16 protein-coding genes and 1 riboswitch are annotated in these 15,240 nt (G+C 76.4%); all 16 genes read left to right on the top strand.

Annotation, left to right across the window (positions count from 1 at the left end; genetic code table 11):
* Positions 1–40: 40 nt before the first annotated feature.
* The 16 genes from pyrF (at position 41) to ACT17Q_RS08495 (ending at position 15,227) form a co-directional block, all read left to right on the top strand.
* Entirely contained in the window at positions 41–865 is an 825-nt protein-coding gene (pyrF, locus tag ACT17Q_RS08570) for an orotidine-5'-phosphate decarboxylase (RefSeq protein ID WP_232514752.1), read from the top strand.
* Between the two features lie 280 nt (positions 866–1,145).
* On the top strand, positions 1,146–1,457 hold the full coding sequence (mihF, locus tag ACT17Q_RS08565) for an integration host factor, actinobacterial type (RefSeq protein ID WP_094179986.1): 312 nt from the start codon (positions 1,146–1,148) through the stop codon (positions 1,455–1,457).
* An 88-nt stretch (positions 1,458–1,545) separates the two neighbouring features.
* On the top strand, positions 1,546–2,115 hold the full coding sequence (gene gmk / locus ACT17Q_RS08560; protein ID WP_141319518.1) for a guanylate kinase: 570 nt from the start codon (positions 1,546–1,548) through the stop codon (positions 2,113–2,115).
* 62 nt (positions 2,116–2,177) lie between these two features.
* Positions 2,178–2,441, top strand: coding sequence for a DNA-directed RNA polymerase subunit omega (gene rpoZ, locus ACT17Q_RS08555; protein ID WP_094179988.1), 264 nt, complete (start codon positions 2,178–2,180; stop codon positions 2,439–2,441).
* 11 nt (positions 2,442–2,452) lie between these two features.
* On the top strand, positions 2,453–3,649 hold the full coding sequence (gene coaBC, locus ACT17Q_RS08550; RefSeq protein WP_444661868.1) for a bifunctional phosphopantothenoylcysteine decarboxylase/phosphopantothenate--cysteine ligase CoaBC: 1,197 nt from the start codon (positions 2,453–2,455) through the stop codon (positions 3,647–3,649).
* A 37-nt stretch (positions 3,650–3,686) separates the two neighbouring features.
* Positions 3,687–4,889 (top strand): methionine adenosyltransferase, encoded by a 1,203-nt coding sequence (gene metK / locus ACT17Q_RS08545; RefSeq protein WP_094179990.1) that lies wholly within the window; start codon positions 3,687–3,689, stop codon positions 4,887–4,889.
* An 82-nt stretch (positions 4,890–4,971) separates the two neighbouring features.
* Positions 4,972–7,056: a primosomal protein N' gene (locus ACT17Q_RS08540; RefSeq protein WP_444661865.1), complete on the top strand. Its 2,085-nt coding sequence runs from the start codon at positions 4,972–4,974 to the stop codon at positions 7,054–7,056.
* 93 nt (positions 7,057–7,149) lie between these two features.
* On the top strand, positions 7,150–8,139 hold the full coding sequence (gene fmt, locus ACT17Q_RS08535) for a methionyl-tRNA formyltransferase (protein ID WP_444661863.1): 990 nt from the start codon (positions 7,150–7,152) through the stop codon (positions 8,137–8,139).
* Positions 8,136–9,731 (top strand): RsmB/NOP family class I SAM-dependent RNA methyltransferase, encoded by a 1,596-nt coding sequence (locus tag ACT17Q_RS08530; protein ID WP_444661861.1) that lies wholly within the window; start codon positions 8,136–8,138, stop codon positions 9,729–9,731. The genes fmt and ACT17Q_RS08530 overlap by 4 nt, the downstream gene beginning before the upstream one ends.
* Positions 9,732–9,788: 57 nt before the next feature.
* Complete coding sequence (gene rpe / locus ACT17Q_RS08525; RefSeq protein WP_094179994.1) at positions 9,789–10,451, top strand: ribulose-phosphate 3-epimerase; 663 nt, start codon at positions 9,789–9,791, stop codon at positions 10,449–10,451.
* A gap of 76 nt (positions 10,452–10,527) precedes the next feature.
* Positions 10,528–10,669, top strand: a riboswitch (FMN riboswitch).
* 80 nt (positions 10,670–10,749) lie between these two features.
* Positions 10,750–11,802, top strand: a complete 1,053-nt coding sequence (ribD, locus tag ACT17Q_RS08520; protein ID WP_141319504.1) for a bifunctional diaminohydroxyphosphoribosylaminopyrimidine deaminase/5-amino-6-(5-phosphoribosylamino)uracil reductase RibD — start codon at positions 10,750–10,752, stop codon at positions 11,800–11,802.
* A 1-nt stretch (position 11,803) separates the two neighbouring features.
* Entirely contained in the window at positions 11,804–12,403 is a 600-nt protein-coding gene (locus ACT17Q_RS08515) for a riboflavin synthase (RefSeq protein ID WP_094179996.1), read from the top strand.
* Complete coding sequence (ribB, locus tag ACT17Q_RS08510) at positions 12,400–13,755, top strand: 3,4-dihydroxy-2-butanone-4-phosphate synthase (protein WP_094179997.1); 1,356 nt, start codon at positions 12,400–12,402, stop codon at positions 13,753–13,755. Before ACT17Q_RS08515 ends, ribB begins: the two co-directional genes overlap by 4 nt.
* Positions 13,752–14,228: a 6,7-dimethyl-8-ribityllumazine synthase gene (gene ribH, locus ACT17Q_RS08505; RefSeq protein WP_094179998.1), complete on the top strand. Its 477-nt coding sequence runs from the start codon at positions 13,752–13,754 to the stop codon at positions 14,226–14,228. The genes ribB and ribH overlap by 4 nt, the downstream gene beginning before the upstream one ends.
* Complete coding sequence (pnuC, locus tag ACT17Q_RS08500) at positions 14,225–14,977, top strand: nicotinamide riboside transporter PnuC (protein WP_444661857.1); 753 nt, start codon at positions 14,225–14,227, stop codon at positions 14,975–14,977. Before ribH ends, pnuC begins: the two co-directional genes overlap by 4 nt.
* Complete coding sequence (locus ACT17Q_RS08495; RefSeq protein ID WP_094180000.1) at positions 14,964–15,227, top strand: phosphoribosyl-ATP diphosphatase; 264 nt, start codon at positions 14,964–14,966, stop codon at positions 15,225–15,227. The genes pnuC and ACT17Q_RS08495 overlap by 14 nt, the downstream gene beginning before the upstream one ends.
* Positions 15,228–15,240 lie beyond the last annotated feature (13 nt).

Genomic DNA, 15,240 nt, shown 5'->3' with positions numbered 1-15,240 from the left:
GGGAGAGCGGGCGCCCTTCGGGGCGCGGCTGGCCGCTGCCATGGCCGCGCACGGCCCGCTGTGCGTCGGTATCGACCCGCACGCGAGCCTGCTCGACGCGTGGGGCCTGCCCGACGACGCCGAGGGGCTGCGGCGCTTCGCGCTGACGGTCATGGAGGCGGTCGGTGGCCGTGTCGCGGCGGTCAAGCCGCAGGCGGCGTTCTTCGAGCGCCACGGCTCGCGCGGGCTGGCGGTGCTCGAGGAGGTCGTCGCGGCGGGTCGCGACGCCGGCACGCTCGTCGTCGTCGACGCGAAGCGCGGCGACATCGGCTCGACGATGGGCGCGTACGCGGACGCCTTCCTGCGCGACGGCTCGCCGCTCGCGGGTGACGCGCTCACGGTCTCGCCGTTCCTCGGGTTCGGGTCGCTCGCACCCGCGGTCGACCTCGCGCTCACCACGGGTCGCGGGCTGTTCGTCCTGTGCCTCACGTCGAACCCCGAGGGGCGTGACGTGCAGCACGCGGTGGCGCCGGACCCGACGACCGGCGCGCCCCGCTCGGTCGCGGCCGCCGTCGCCGCGCAGGCCGCCGCGCTCAACGCGGGCGCGCAGCCGCTCGGCTCGGTCGGGCTCGTCGTGGGGGCGACCGTCGGTGACGCCGCCCGGTCCACCGGGACCGACCTGGTGGCCGTCAACGGCCCGCTGCTGGCCCCGGGGGTGGGTGCGCAGGGTGCCGGTCCCGACGAGCTGCGCGCGGTGTTCGGCGAGGCGCGGGGGCGTGTGCTGGCATCCTCGTCGCGCGGGGTGCTGCGTGCCGGCCCGGACGTCTCGTCCCTGCGCGCGGCGGCGCTGCGCGCGGCGCAGGAGGCCGCAGCGGCGCTGGGCTGACCCGTCCGGACGGGACTGAACCGGTTCGTGGGCGGGGTGCGCCCGGGCGAGGTCGCGCACCCCGCCCACCGGCGTGCCCGGCTCCGCTCCGTTCCCGCAGGTCGCGGGTCCGTCTTGTCGGGCGTGTTCACATTGCCGACCCCTGGGGCGGTCGCTAGGTTCACAGGTGCAGCCCGCGATCACGTGGGCGCCGGTCCGGTCAGGGGGCGGGCTTCTCGCCCCAGGTCCGCTCCGTTCAGGCAGCTGGGCTGGTGAAGCTCTGGATGAGAAGGTGACGCGCGTGGCACTCCCTCCGCTGACTCCCGAACAGCGCGCTGCAGCGCTGCAGAAGGCCGCCGCTGCCCGGCAGGCCCGTGCCGAGGTGAAGAACCGCCTCAAGTACTCGCAGGGCAGCCTCTCCGAGGTCATCGCCCAGGGTCAGCAGGACGAGACGATCGGCAAGCTCAAGGTCGTGTCCCTGCTCGAGTCGCTCCCGGGCGTGGGGAAGGTCAAGGCCCGGGCGATCATGTCCGACATCGGCATCTCCGAGACCCGCCGCGTGCGCGGGCTCGGCCCGCACCAGGTCGACGAGCTCGTCAAGCGGTTCGGCTGAGGTAGGGTCGCGCTGCGTCGTCGGACGTCCCCTGCGGACGGTCCGGCGACGCAGCCGCGCACCCCCGAGCGAGGAGTTCTCAGCCGCGATGACCACGACGCCCGCGCGGTTGACCGTGCTCGCGGGACCCACGGCCGTCGGCAAGGGGACGGTCTCGGCCGACGTCCGCGCGCGCTACCCGCAGGTGTGGCTGTCGGTGTCCGCGACGACGCGCGCACCGCGCCCCGGCGAGGTCGACGGCGTGCACTACCACTTCGTCTCGGCCGAGGAGTTCGACCGCATGGTCGACGACGGCGAGCTGCTGGAGTGGGCGGTGGTCCACGGGCGCAACCGCTACGGCACGCCGCGCGGTCCCGTGCAGGAGCGACTCGCTGCCGGTGTGCCGACGCTGCTGGAGATCGACCTGCAGGGCGCTCGGCAGGTGCGCGAGACGATGCCGGACGCGCGGTTCGTGTTCCTGGCACCGCCGTCGTTCGACGAGCTGGTGCGCCGCCTCGTGGGCCGCGGCACCGAGGACGCCGAGGAGCGCGAGCGCCGGCTGGCCACCGCACGCGTCGAGCTCGCGGCCGAGTCCGAGTTCGACCACGTCGTCGTCAACGACGACGTGACCCGTGCCACGGACGAGCTCGTGCGCGTCATGGGCGTGGTCCCCGCGTGACACGCGGGTAGACTCGTCTCAGCTCGTCCTTTGATCCCACCCCTCGAACTCGGGAGTCCTCCGTGTCCGGAACCGTCGCCGCCCCCACGGGCATCACCGACCCGCCGATCGACCAGCTGCTCGAGCGTGCCGACTCGAAGTACGCGCTCGTCCTGTACTCGGCCAAGCGCGCGCGCCAGATCAACGCGTACTACTCGCAGCTCAACGAGGGCCTGCTCGAGTACGTCGGTCCGCTCGTGGAGACGCGTCCGCAGGAGAAGCCGCTGTCGATCGCGATGCGCGAGATCGACAAGGGCCTGCTGACGGTCGAGGCCACCGAGGGCTGAGACCCACGCGCGTGCGCATCGTCCTGGGTGTCGCGGGCGGTATCGCCGCCTACAAGGCGGTCCTGCTGCTGCGCGTGCTGCGCGAGGCGGGGCACGAGGTGCGCGTCGTGCCCACGCGTGCGGCGCTCGAGTTCGTCGGGCGCCCCACGTGGGAGGCCCTGTCGGGCCAGCGCGTGACCACCGACGTCTTCGAGGACGTCGACGAGGTCGCGCACGTCGCGATCGGTCAGCACGCGGACCTCGTCGTGGTCGCGCCCGCGACCGCGGACCTGCTCGCACGCGCCGCGTCGGGCCAGGCCGACGACCTGCTGACCGCGACCCTGCTGGTCACACGGGCACCCGTGCTGCTCGCGCCGGCGATGCACACGGAGATGTGGGAGCACCCGGCCACCGTCGCCAACGTCGCGACCCTGCGGTCGCGCGGTGTGCACGTGCTCGACCCCGCCTCGGGGCGGCTCACGGGGGCGGACACCGGCCCCGGCCGCCTGCCGGAGCCGGACGAGATCGCCGCGGCCGCCCTCGCTCTCGTCGACGCACGCCCGGCCGACCTGGCGGGGCTGCACGTCGTGGTGTCCGCGGGGGGCACGCGCGAGCCCGTCGACCCGGTGCGCTACCTGGGCAACCGGTCCTCGGGACGGCAGGGTGTCGCGCTCGCGCGGGCCGCGCTCGCGCGCGGTGCGCGTGTGACGCTCGTCGCCGCGAACCTGGCCGTGCCGCCGCCCGGGGGCGTCGACGTGGTGACGGTCGGGACGGCAGCGCAGCTGCGCGACGCCGTGCGCACCGCGGCGAAGGACGCCGACGTCGTCGTCATGGCGGCGGCCGTCGCCGACTTCCGGCCGGTCAGCCCGGCCGACGCCAAGATCAAGAAGCGCGAGGGCGCCCCGGCGCCCACGATCGAGCTCGTCGAGACGGTCGACGTGCTCGCCGAGCTCGCGCGTGACCGTGTCCGCCCAGGTCAGGTCGTCGTCGGGTTCGCCGCCGAGACCGGGGACGCGCAGGGCAGCGTGCTCGAGCACGGCCGCGCCAAGGCGCTGCGCAAGGGCGCCGACCTGCTGGCCGTCAACGCCGTCGGTGACGGGCTCGGCTTCGGCACCGAGGACAACGAGGTGACGATCCTCGACGCGGCGGGCCGTCCCGTGGCCAGCGCGCGCGGCAGCAAGGACGACGTCGCGCACGCGCTGTGGGACGCGGTCCGCGCGCTGGTGTGAGCGCGGGGACGCCCGCGCACGCGATTACGCTGGTCCCATGACTGTTCCCGCGATGCGCCTCTTCACGTCCGAGTCGGTGACGGAGGGGCATCCGGACAAGATCTGCGACCAGATCTCGGACGCGATCCTGGACGCGATCCTCGAGCAGGACCCGGTCGCCCGGGTGGCGGTCGAGACCATGGTGACCACTGGTCTGGTGCACGTCGCGGGAGAGGTCAGCACCGAGGCGTACGTCGAGATCCCGCAGATCATCCGCCAGGTCGTGCGCGGGATCGGGTACACGTCGTCGCACATCGGCTTCGACGGCGAGTCGTGCGGGGTGTCCGTGTCGATCGGCCAGCAGTCGCCCGACATCGCGATGGGCGTCGACAAGTCGATCGAGGTCCGCCAGGACGCGGACGACCACGACGAGCTCGACCTGCAGGGCGCGGGCGACCAGGGCCTGATGTTCGGCTTCGCGTCGGACGACACGCCGTCGCTCATGCCGCTGCCCATCTGGCTCGCGCACCGGCTGTCCGAGCGCCTCGCCCGGGTCCGCAAGGAGGGCACGGTCCCCGGCCTGCGGCCCGACGGGAAGACGCAGGTGACGATCGGGTACGAGGGGGACCGCCCGGTCCGGCTCGACGCGCTGGTGCTGTCCACCCAGCACGAGCCGGACGTGCAGCTCGACACGCAGCTGCGCCCGGCGATCCTGGAGCACGTCATCCGCCCGGTCCTGGACCAGGTGGACCTCGACACGTCGTCGTACGACCTGTTCGTCAACCCGACCGGCCAGTTCGTGGTCGGCGGTCCGCAGGGTGACGCGGGCCTGACGGGACGCAAGATCATCGTCGACACGTACGGAGGCTGGGCCCGGCACGGCGGTGGCGCGTTCTCGGGCAAGGACCCGTCGAAGGTCGACCGCTCCGCCGCGTACGCGATGCGGTGGGTCGCCAAGAACGTCGTCGCGGCCGGGCTCGCACGCCGGTGCGAGGTGCAGGTCGCGTACGCGATCGGCAAGGCCCACCCGGTGGGTCTGTACGTCGAGACGTTCGGCACCGGCGTCGTCGACGACGCCCGCCTCACCGAGGCGATCCGGCAGGTGTTCGACCTGCGGCCCGCGGCGATCATCCGCACGCTCGACCTGCAGCGGCCCATCTACCGGCAGACGGCGGCGTACGGGCACTTCGGCCGTGAGCTGCCGGACTTCACGTGGGAGCGCACGGACCGGGTCGACGAGCTGCGTGCGGCGGTCGGCTGACCCGGACCGTCGTGCTCGCGGGCGGCGCAGGCCCGTGTCGGGCCGACCGCGCCGCGTGGGCCGGTGATGGTGAGATGACCCCGTGGACCCGGAGCAGCTGACGCTCGAGGGCGTGCCCGCACCGCGGGCGCGCCGGCGTCCGCGCGCCGCTACGGCGGCGGTCGCGCAGACGCTGCCCGTCGCGCGCGTGTGCGTCGACCTGCCGCCCGCGCACCTCGACCGCACGTTCGAGTACCTCGTGCCCGCCACGATGTCCGACGACGCCGTCCCCGGCACGCGCGTCAAGGTGCGGTTCGGCGGGCAGGACGCCGACGGCTACGTGCTCGAGCGCGTCGCGACGGCTGAGCACGACGGGGCACTGGTCCCGCTGCGCCGCCTCGTGTCGCCCGAGCCGGTGCTCACGCCGCAGGTCGCGCGGCTCGCGCGCGCGGTCGCGGACCGGTGGGCCGGGACGCTGGCGGACGTGCTGCGCCTCGCCGTCCCGCCGCGCCACGCGCGGGTCGAGGCCGAGGCGCAGGCCACCGAGCCCGCGCTCGTGCCGCCGCCGTCACCCGACGCGACCGCGTGGGCGGACTACCGCGGCGGGTCCGCGTTCGTGCAGCACGTCCGGGGCGGGGGAGCGCCGCGCGCGGTGTGGACCGCGCTGCCCGGGGAGGTCGACGAGCGGTGGCCGGCGGCGGTCGCACAGGCCGCCGCCGCCGCCGTGCTGGGCGGCCGGGGCGCGCTCGTCGTCCTCCCGGACGGACGTGACGTCGACCGCGTGCTCGACGCGCTCGCCGCCGCCGACGTCCCGCGCTGGAGCCCCGGGGTGCGCGGCGGCGCGGTCCGGCTCACGGCCGAGGAAGGGCCGGCTGCCCGGTACCGCGCGTTCCTCGCCGCCGTCCGGGGCCACGCGGACGTCGTCGTCGGGACGCGGGCGGCGGCGTTCGCGCCGGTGCACGACCTGGGCCTGGCCGTCTGCTGGGACGACGGCGACCCGCTGCACGCCGAGCCGCGTGCGCCGTACCCGCACGTGCGCGAGGTCCTCGCGCTGCGCTCCGACCTCGAGGGCGCGGCGCTCCTCGTGGGTGGGCACGCGCGCACGGTCGAGGCGCAGGCACTCGTCGCGTCGGGGTGGGCGCGCGACGTCAGCGCGGACCGCGCCCGGGTCCGCGCCCGCACGCCGCGCGTGCAGGCTCTGACGTCCACCGAGCTCGCCCGTGAAGGCGCTGCCGCGGCAGCCCGCCTCCCCACGCCCGCGTGGCGCACGATCCGCGACCGGCTCGCGGACGGTCCCGTGCTGGTGCAGGTCCCGCGGGCGGGCTACCTGCCCGCGGTGGCGTGCGGGCGCTGCCGCGCGTCGGCCCGCTGCACCGCGTGCCACGGGCCGCTCGGGCTGCACCGCGCGGACGGCAGCCCGACGTGCGCCTGGTGCGGCCGGATGGCGACCGACTGGCGCTGTGACGAGTGCGGCGCGTCCGCGCTGCGGTCGGTGCGCGTCGGCTCGGAGCGGACCGCCGAGGAGCTCGGGCGGGCGTTCCCGGGCGTGCCCGTGGTCGTGTCCGGCGCACGCGCCGCGAGCGGCGTCGTCGCGCAGGTGCCCGACCGCCCCGCGCTCGTCGTCGCGACCCCCGGCGCGGAACCGGTCGCGCCCGCGGGCTACGCCGCGGCCGTGCTCCTGGACGCGGCGGTCTCGACCGCCGGCTCGGCTCTCGGTGTGCTGCCCGACGCGGTGCGGCGCTGGCTCACGGCGGCCGCGCTCGTGCGCCCCGTGGGCGAGGGCGGGGTCGTCCTGCTCGTCGGGGACGCGGAGCCGCGCGCGTCGCAGGCCCTCGTGCGCTGGGACCCCGCGGGTCTCGCGGAGCGCGAGCTCGACGAGAGGGCCGTGCTCGGACTCCCGCCGAGCGTGCGCATGGCGTCCGTCACCGGCACGCGGGAGGCCGTCACGGCGGTCGTGCAGCGGGTGCGGGCCGCGCCGCTGCCGGCACCGCTCGACGTCCTCGGTCCCGTGCCGGTCGCGGGCGCGGAGCGGGGCGCGTTCGAGCCCGACGTGCGCACGTTGCTGCGGGTGCCGCGCAGCGCCGGTGCGGCGCTGGCCACCGCCGTCGCGGCGTCGCTCGGTGTGCGGTCGGCGCGGCGCGAGGGCGGCACGGTGCGCGTCCAGCTCGACCCCTCGGACCTGGGCTGAGGGGCCACCGAGGTCCGGGCCGTCGCGTGCGCCGACGAGCGCGGTCGTCACCGCGTGCGGCTGCCGGCCGCGTGCGCTCCTAGGATCGAGCCCATGCGTCTGCTGTTCGCCGGAACCCCGTCGCCCGCGCTGGCGAGCCTCGAGGCCCTCCTCGCTTCCCGCCACGAGGTCGTCGCCGTCCTCACCCGTCCCGACGCCCGCTCGGGCCGCGGACGGTCGCTCACCCCGAGCCCCGTCAAGGAGCGCGCGCTCGAGGCCGGCATCCCCGTGCTGACGCCCCGCACGCTGCGCGACGACGCCGTCGTCGAGGAGATCCGCGGTCTCGGCGTCGACGCGGCGCCCGTCGTCGCGTACGGCGCCCTCGTGCCGCCGGCGCTGCTGGCGGTGCCGGCGCACGGCTGGGTGAACCTGCACTTCTCGGTGCTGCCCGCCTGGCGCGGCGCGGCGCCCGTGCAGCACGCCATCATGGCCGGCGACGAGGTGACCGGCGCGACGACGTTCCTGCTCGAGGAGGGGCTCGACACCGGCCCCGTGCTCGGCACGCTCACCGAGACGATCCGGCCCCGCGACACCTCGGGCGACCTGCTCGACCGGCTCGCGGTCGCGGGCGCGACGCTGCTCGTGCGCACCCTCGACGCGCTCGAGGACGGGCACCTCACGCCCGTCGCCCAGCCGCTCGACGGGGTCAGCCACGCGCCCAAGGTCGAGGTGGAGGACGCGCGCGTGCGGTGGGGCGCGCCCGCGCACGTCGTCGACCGCCGCATCCGCGGCTGCACGCCCGCCCCGGGCGCGTGGACGACGCTGCCCGACGGCTCGCGGCTCGGCCTCGGTCCGGTCACGCAGGTGCCCGACGTCACGGACCTCGCGCCCGGCGAGGTGCGCGCGGGCAAGCACGACGTGCTCGTCGGGACCGCGGGGCACGCGGTGCGGCTCGGTGACGTGACCCCACCGGGCAAGCGGGCGATGCCCGCCGCGGACTGGGCGCGCGGGGCACGGCCTGCCGAGGGCACGGTGCTGGGCACCGTGGTCGCCGGGGCCGGCGTGCTCGGCGGCGGCAGCGGGCTCGCCGGCGGCGCGGCGTGAGACCGCAGGCCGGCGGCGAGCAGCCCCGCCGGGGCGAGGGCCGTGGCCGCGGTCCGGGCGACCGGGGCGCGCAGGACCGCCGCGGCGCCGACGACCGGCGTGACGCGCGCGGCCGCCAGCGTGGCGCGGCGCGTGCCGAGGGGCGTGGGCAGCGGTCGGCGCAGGCACCGTCGCAGCGTGCGCGGACGGCGGACGTCGCGCGCGCGACGGCGTACGACGTGCTGCGCGCGGTCGACGAGGGCGACTCGTACGCCAACCTCGTGCTGCCTCCGCTGCTGCGCGAGCGTGGGGTGCGGGGCCGGGACGCGGCGTTCGCGACCGAGCTGACGTACGGCACGTTGCGGCTGCGCGGGCGTTACGACGCCGTGGTCGAGCAGGCCGCCGGGCGTGACGTCACGCGCATCGACCCGCCCGTGCTCGACCTGCTGCGCCTCGGCGTGCACCAGCTGCTCGGCATGCGCGTGCCGGCGCACGCGGCCGTCTCGCAGACCGTGGGGCTCGCGCGTGAGCGCGCGGGCGCGGGTGCGTCGCAGTTCGTCAACGCGGTGCTGCGCGCTGTCGCGCGCGAGGACCTGGACGCGTGGCTCGCGCTGGTCGGTGACGCGGCGGACCCGCAGGAGACCGACCCCGTCGCGCGGCTCGCGGTCACGCAGAGCCACCCCGAGTGGGTCGTCCGGGCGCTGCGCGAGGCCCTCGTGTGCGACGGCCGCGCGGCCGACGACGTCGGCGACCTGCTCGCGGCGGACAACGCGGCGCCGCGCGTCGCGCTCGTCGCCCGGCCGGGTCTGGTGACGACCGCCGAGCTGTGCGAGCAGGCCGGTGCCGAGGCGGAGCCCGGCCGGGTGTCGCCCGTGGCCGTGCTGCCGGGCGGCGGCGACCCCGCGGGCGTCGAGGCCGTGCGCACCGGCCGGGCGGGCGTGCAGGACGAGGGCAGCCAGCTCGTCGCGCTCGCGCTCGCCGCGGCGCCGCTGGAGGGCCGCGACGAGCGCTGGCTCGACCTCTGCGCGGGGCCGGGTGGCAAGGCGGCGCTGCTCGCGGCCCTGGCCGCGCAGCGCGGTGCCCGGCTCGTCGCGAACGAGGTCCAGCCCCACCGCGCGCGGCTGGTCGAGCAGTCGCTGCGGGCGGTGCCGGCGAGCGCTGTCGAGTCGGTGCGCACGGGCGACGGGCGCGAGCTCGGGGCGGCCGAGCCGGGCGCGTTCGACCGCGTGATGGTCGACGCGCCGTGCACGGGGCTGGGCGCGCTGCGGCGCCGGCCCGAGTCGCGGTGGCGGCGCACCCCCGCGGACCTCGTGGGTCTCGCGGCGCTGCAGCGCGAGCTGCTCGGCTCGGCGCTGCGGGCCGTGCGGGCCGGGGGAGTCGTCGCGTACGTGACGTGCTCGCCCCACCTGGCCGAGACGCGGCTCGTCGTGACCGACGCGCTGCGCGCTGCGGCGAAGGCCGGGCTCGAGGTCGAGACGCTCGACGCGCGTGCCGTGGCGCGCGAGGTCGCCTCCGGGCCGCTGGACCTCGTGGGCGACCGGCTGGACCTGCAGCTGTGGCCGCACGTGCACGGCACGGACGCGATGCACCTGACCCTGCTGCGGCGCCGATGAGCGGCCGTGGGCGGACGCGGCGGGGCGCCGGCCGGGACGCCTGACTAGGCTGGCCGCGTGCCCGCCAAGATCGCGCCCAGCATCCTGTCCGCCGACTTCGTCAACCTCGAGCGCGAGCTCGGGCGGATCGCGAACGCGGACCTCGTGCACGTGGACGTGATGGACAACCACTTCGTGCCGAACCTCACGCTCGGGCTCCCGGTGGTGCGGCGCATCGCCGAGATCTCGCCGGTCCCGGTCGACGTGCACCTCATGATCGAGGACGCGGACCGCTGGGCGCCGCAGTTCGCGCACGCGGGGGCGGCGTCGGTCACGTTCCACGCGGAGGCGACGCAGGCGCCGGTCCGGCTGGCGCGCGAGCTGCGCGCGCTCGGGGTCCGCGCGGGCGTCGCGCTGCGGCCCGCGTCGCCGGTGGAGCCGTTCCTCGACCTGCTGCCGGAGCTCGACATGGTCCTCGTCATGACCGTCGAGCCGGGCTTCGGCGGCCAGTCCTTCATCGACGGGACGCTCCCGAAGATCCGCCGCACGCGGCAGGCGATCACCGACGCGGGGACGGACACCTGGCTGCAGGTCGACGGTGGGATCTCGCGCGAGACGATCGCGCGCGTCGCGCAGGCCGGGGCGGACGTGTTCGTCGCCGGCTCGGCGGTCTACGGGGCCGACGACGCCGCGGCGGAGGTCGACGCGCTGCGCGACCTCGCGTCCACGATCTGGGCCTGACGAGCACGTTCGTCGATGCACCCCGCGGGGTGTGGCATCATCCAGGAGAAGGCCACGGCGTCAGCCGGGGTCGAGTACACGTGCTCCGGGGTCGGTGAAAGTCCGAGCCGGCGGTGACAGTCCGCGACCCGCCCAGGGCGACGAGAGTCGGCCGAGGCGGTTGACCTGGTGGAACTCCAGGACCGACGGTGAAAGTCCGGATGGGAGGAAGTACGTGGCGGCGCGCCCGGTGGCGTGCCGTTGACGCGTGGTGCCTCGCACGCGCGCCCCCGGAGCCCGCACGGGCCGGGAGGTGGACATGACCAGCACAGGCGACGAGCGCGCGGCGATGACGCGCGCGTTCGAGCTCGCGCGGCGCGGTCCTGAGCACGACCCGAACCCACGGGTCGGGTGCGTGCTGCTGCGGCCCGGCCCGGCGACGAGCACGGCGGGTCCGACGACCGTCGGCGAGGGGTGGCACCGCGGCGCGGGCACCCCGCACGCCGAGGTCGCGGCGCTCGCCGACGCCGCCGCGCGGGGCGAGGACACGCGTGGCGTCACCGCCGTCGTCACGCTCGAGCCCTGCTCGCACACCGGCCGCACGGGCCCGTGCACGGACGCGCTGCTCGCCGCCGGCGTCGCGCGGGTGGTCGTGGCGGTGCGGGACCCCAACCCGGTCGCGGCGGGCGGCGTCGAGATCCTGCGCGCGGCGGGCGTCGAGGTCGTCACGGACGTGCTGGCCGACGAGGGTCGCGCGCTGCTGGGCGCCTGGCTGCCGGCCGTGGGCGCCGACCGCCCGTTCGTCACGCTCAAGACGGCGACCACGCTCGACGGCCGCGTCGCCGCGACCGACGGGTCCAGCCGGTGGATCACCTCGTCGGTCGCGCGTCGGCACGCGCACGAGCTGCGCGCCCAGGTCGACGCGATCGTCGTCGGCACGGGCACCGCGCTGCGCGACGACCCGACGCTCACGGCCCGGACCGCGGACGGCACGCTCGCCGGCGCGCAGCCGCTGCGCGTGGTCGTCGGGCACCGCGACGTCCCCCGGGACGCCCGGCTGCGCGGCCCCGGCGGCCCGCTCGTCCAGGTGCGCACGCACGACCCCGCGCACGTGCTGCGCGAGCTCGCCGCGCGGGACGTCCGGCGCGTGCTCGTCGAGGGCGGGCCGACGCTCGCCGCGGCGTTCCTGCGCGCCGGCCTCGTCGACGAGGTGCACGCGTACGTCGCGCCCGTCCTGCTCGGTGCCGGGCCGTCCGCCGTGGGCGACCTCGGCATCACGTCCATCGCCGCCGCCGTGCGGCTCGAGCCGGTCAGCGTGCTGCCGCTCGGGCCGGACGTGCTCGTCGTCGCCACACCCGTCCGGGAGGTCTGACATGTTCACCGGGATCGTCGAGGAGCTGGGCTCCGTCGTCGCCGTCGAGGACCGCGGCCAGGACGCGCGCCTCGTGGTGCGCGGCCCGCTCGTCGTGTCCGACGCGCACCTGGGCGACTCGATCGCCGTCGACGGCGTGTGCCTCACGGTGAGCGGGCTGCCGGGGGACGGGACCTTCGCGGCGGACGTCATGCCCGAGTCGCTTCGGCGCACCGCGCTGGGCGCGCTGCGGGCCGGTGCGCCGGTCAACCTCGAGCGGGCGCTGGCGGTCGGTGGGCGCTACGGCGGGCACGTCGTGCAGGGGCATGTCGACGGCGTCGGCACCGTGCTGCGGCGCGAGCCGGGGGAGCGGTGGGACGAGGTCGAGATCGGCCTGCCGGCCGGGCTCGCGCGGTACGTCGCGGAGAAGGGGTCGATCGCGGTGTCCGGCGTCTCGCTCACGGTGACGCACGTCGGCGACGAGTCGTTCGGCGTGTCGCTCATCCCGACGACGCTCGCCCGCACGACCCTCGGCACCCTCGAGCCGGGCTCGCCCGTGAACCTGGAGGTGGACGTGCTCGCGAAGTACGCCGAGCGGCTGCTGACGGCGGTGGCGCGATGAGCGACGTCGTGACCGGGACGGTCGAGGAGGCGCTCGAGGCGCTGCGCGCCGGACGGCCGGTGCTGGTCGCGGACTCGCCCGACCGCGAGAACGAGGCCGACGTGATCCTGGCCGCGCAGTCCGCGACGCCGGAGTGGGTCGCGTGGACGATCCGCCACTCGTCGGGCTACCTGTGCGCGCCGATGCCCGCGGGCCGCGCCGACGCGCTCGACCTGCCGCTGATGGTGCCGCACAGCCAGGACCCGCGTCGCACCGCGTACACGGTGACGGTCGACGCCGCGACGGGTGTGTCCACGGGCATCTCGGCCGCGGACCGCGCCCGCACGCTGCGCGTGCTGGCCGACCCGGCGAGCGGGCCGGGCGACCTCATCCGGCCCGGGCACGTGCTGCCGCTGCGCGCGGTGCCGGGCGGGGTCCTGCACCGGGCGGGACACACGGAGGCCGCGGTCGACCTGTGCCGTCTCGCGGGCCTGCGGCCCGTGGGTGCGATCGCCGAGCTCGTGAACGACGACGGCACGATGGTGCGGCTCACCCAGGCGTCACGGCTCGCGCAGGACGAGGGTCTCGTGCTGCTGACGATCGCGGACCTGGTGGCGTGGCGCCGCGAGCACGACGACACGGTCGAGCCGGCGGCGCCCGGGGACGGACGCCCGCGCGTGCACGCGACCCACACGGCGTACCTGCCGACCCGGCACGGCGACTTCCGCATCCACGGCTTCCGCGACCTGCGCACGGGCGACGAGCACGTCGCGCTGGTGCCCACGCGCGGTCTCGCGCCCGTGCCCGTCGTGCGCGTCCACTCGGAGTGCCTCACGGGCGACGCGTTCGGCTCGGCGCGCTGCGACTGCGGCCCGCAGCTCGACGCCGCGCTGCGGCTCGCCGCCGAGCAGGGCGGCGCCGTGGTGTACCTGCGGGGCCACGAGGGCCGTGGCATCGGGCTGCTCGCGAAGGTCGCCGCGTACGCGCTGCAGGACGAGGGCCGGGACACGGTCGAGGCGAACCTCGACCTGGGCTGGCCCGCGGACCGGCGGGAGTACGGCGCCGCGGCGGCGATCCTGCGCGACCTCGGCGTCGAGCGGGTCCAGCTCCTGACCAACAACCCCGCGAAGGTCGCCGGCCTGCGCGCGCACGGCGTCGACGTGGTCGAGGTGCGCGGGCTCGAGGTGGGCCGTACGCCGCAGAACGAGGAGTACCTGCGCACCAAGGCGCGCTCGATGGGGCACGTGCTGCACCTCGACGACCCGGCGGACGTGCGCGACCCGATCCCGGTCAACCCGGTGCACGCGGCACCGGCAACCCCCGGTGCGGACCGCACCGACCACACCTACGCACCCCTGGAGGAGCTCGCATGAGCGGCGCCGGAGCACCCAGCATCACCGTCGACGGGACCGGCCTGCGCGTGGTCGTCGTCGCCGCCTCGTGGCACCAGGTCGTCATGGACGGGCTGCTCGACGGCGCGATGCGCGCGCTGGCCGAGGCGCACGTGGAGAACCTCACGGTCGTGCGGGTGCCGGGGACGTTCGAGCTGCCCGTCGCCGCGGCCGTCGCGGCGCGCGGGGGAGCCGACGCCGTCGTCGCGCTCGGCGTCGTCATCCGGGGCGGCACGCCGCACTTCGAGTACGTGTGCGCGGGCGCCACGAACGGCCTGACCGACGTCGCGGTGAGCACCGGCGTGCCCGTCGGGTTCGGCGTGCTGACGTGCGACGACGAGCAGCAGGCGCTCGACCGCGCCGGGCTGCCCGGCTCGAGCGAGGACAAGGGCTACGAGGCGGCGCAGGCGGCGGTCGCGACCGTGGCCGCGCTGCGCGGGCTGGGCCGCGGGTGAGCGGACCGCTCGGCTGGCTGTTCGACGCGACGCTCACGGTCGCCGGCCACGAGGTGCTCTGGCGCGAGGTCGTCGGGAACCTGTTCGGGCTCGCGTCCGCGGTCGGCGGGCTGCGCCGGAAGGTGTGGGCGTGGCCGGTCGGCATCGTCGGGAACGTGCTGCTGTTCACGGTGTTCCTCGGCGCGGTGTTCGGCACCCCGCAGGACCGGGACCTGTACGGCCAGGCCGGCCGGCAGGTGTTCTTCGTCGCCGTGTCGGTGTACGGCTGGCTGCGCTGGAGCCGGACTCGGCGCGCGGCGCAGGCCGCGGGCCTGCCCGACGCGCCGGCCGTCGAGCCGCGGTGGGCGGGTGTGCGCGGCTGGGCGGTCCTGGGCCCGGCGGCGGTCGTCGGGACGGTCGGTCTGGCGTGGGTGTTCCGGGAGCTCGGGTCGTGGGGTCCGTGGGCCGACGCGTGGATCCTCACCGGCTCGCTGCTCGCGACGTACGGCATGGCGCGCGGCTACATCGAGTTCTGGCTCATCTGGATCGCCGTGGACGTCGTGGGTGTGCCCCTGCTGCTCTCGGCGGGCTACTACCCGTCCGCCGTGCTCTACCTCGTGTACGGCGGCGTGGTCACGTCCGGGTTCGTCGTGTGGTGGCGTGCGCGGCGGGGCGCGCCCCCGCAGCACGTCTCGCCCGTCCCAGCCGCCGAACCCGCGACAGGGGTGCCGGTCGCAACGTCTACCCTTGGGCGACGTGAAGACGTTTGAGTCGCTGTTCGCGGAGCTGTCCGAGAAGGCGGTGACCAGGCCCGCGGGCTCGGGCACCGTCGCCGAGCTGGACGCCGGCGTGCACGCGATCGGCAAGAAGATCGTCGAGGAGGCCGCCGAGGTCTGGATGGCCGCGGAGCACGAGGGCGACGAGCGCACGGCCGAGGAGATCTCCCAGCTCCTCTACCACCTGCAGGTGCTCATGGTGGCGCGCGGGCTCGCGCTCGACGACGTCTACGCGCACCTGTAGACCGCGCCGCTGT

Origin of the sequence: Cellulomonas sp. CW35 (assembly GCF_052378485.1) — a bacterium.
Taxonomy (GTDB): Bacteria; Actinomycetota; Actinomycetes; order Actinomycetales; family Cellulomonadaceae; genus Cellulomonas; species Cellulomonas uda.
Note: the sequence above shows the minus strand (reverse complement) of the source record. Positions and strands in the feature narration are given on the sequence as shown.

Coding starts and splice junctions, on each gene's coding strand:
- gmk (WP_141319518.1), top strand. CDS start 1,546: ATGACCACGACGCCCGCGCGGTTGACCGTGCTCGCGGGACCCACGGCC.
- metK (WP_094179990.1), top strand. CDS start 3,687: ATGACTGTTCCCGCGATGCGCCTCTTCACGTCCGAGTCGGTGACGGAG.
- pyrF (WP_232514752.1), top strand. CDS start 41: ATGGCCGCGCACGGCCCGCTGTGCGTCGGTATCGACCCGCACGCGAGC.
- fmt (WP_444661863.1), top strand. CDS start 7,150: ATGCGTCTGCTGTTCGCCGGAACCCCGTCGCCCGCGCTGGCGAGCCTC.
- ribH (WP_094179998.1), top strand. CDS start 13,752: ATGAGCGGCGCCGGAGCACCCAGCATCACCGTCGACGGGACCGGCCTG.
- ACT17Q_RS08515 (WP_094179996.1), top strand. CDS start 11,804: ATGTTCACCGGGATCGTCGAGGAGCTGGGCTCCGTCGTCGCCGTCGAG.
- ribD (WP_141319504.1), top strand. CDS start 10,750: ATGACCAGCACAGGCGACGAGCGCGCGGCGATGACGCGCGCGTTCGAG.
- ribB (WP_094179997.1), top strand. CDS start 12,400: ATGAGCGACGTCGTGACCGGGACGGTCGAGGAGGCGCTCGAGGCGCTG.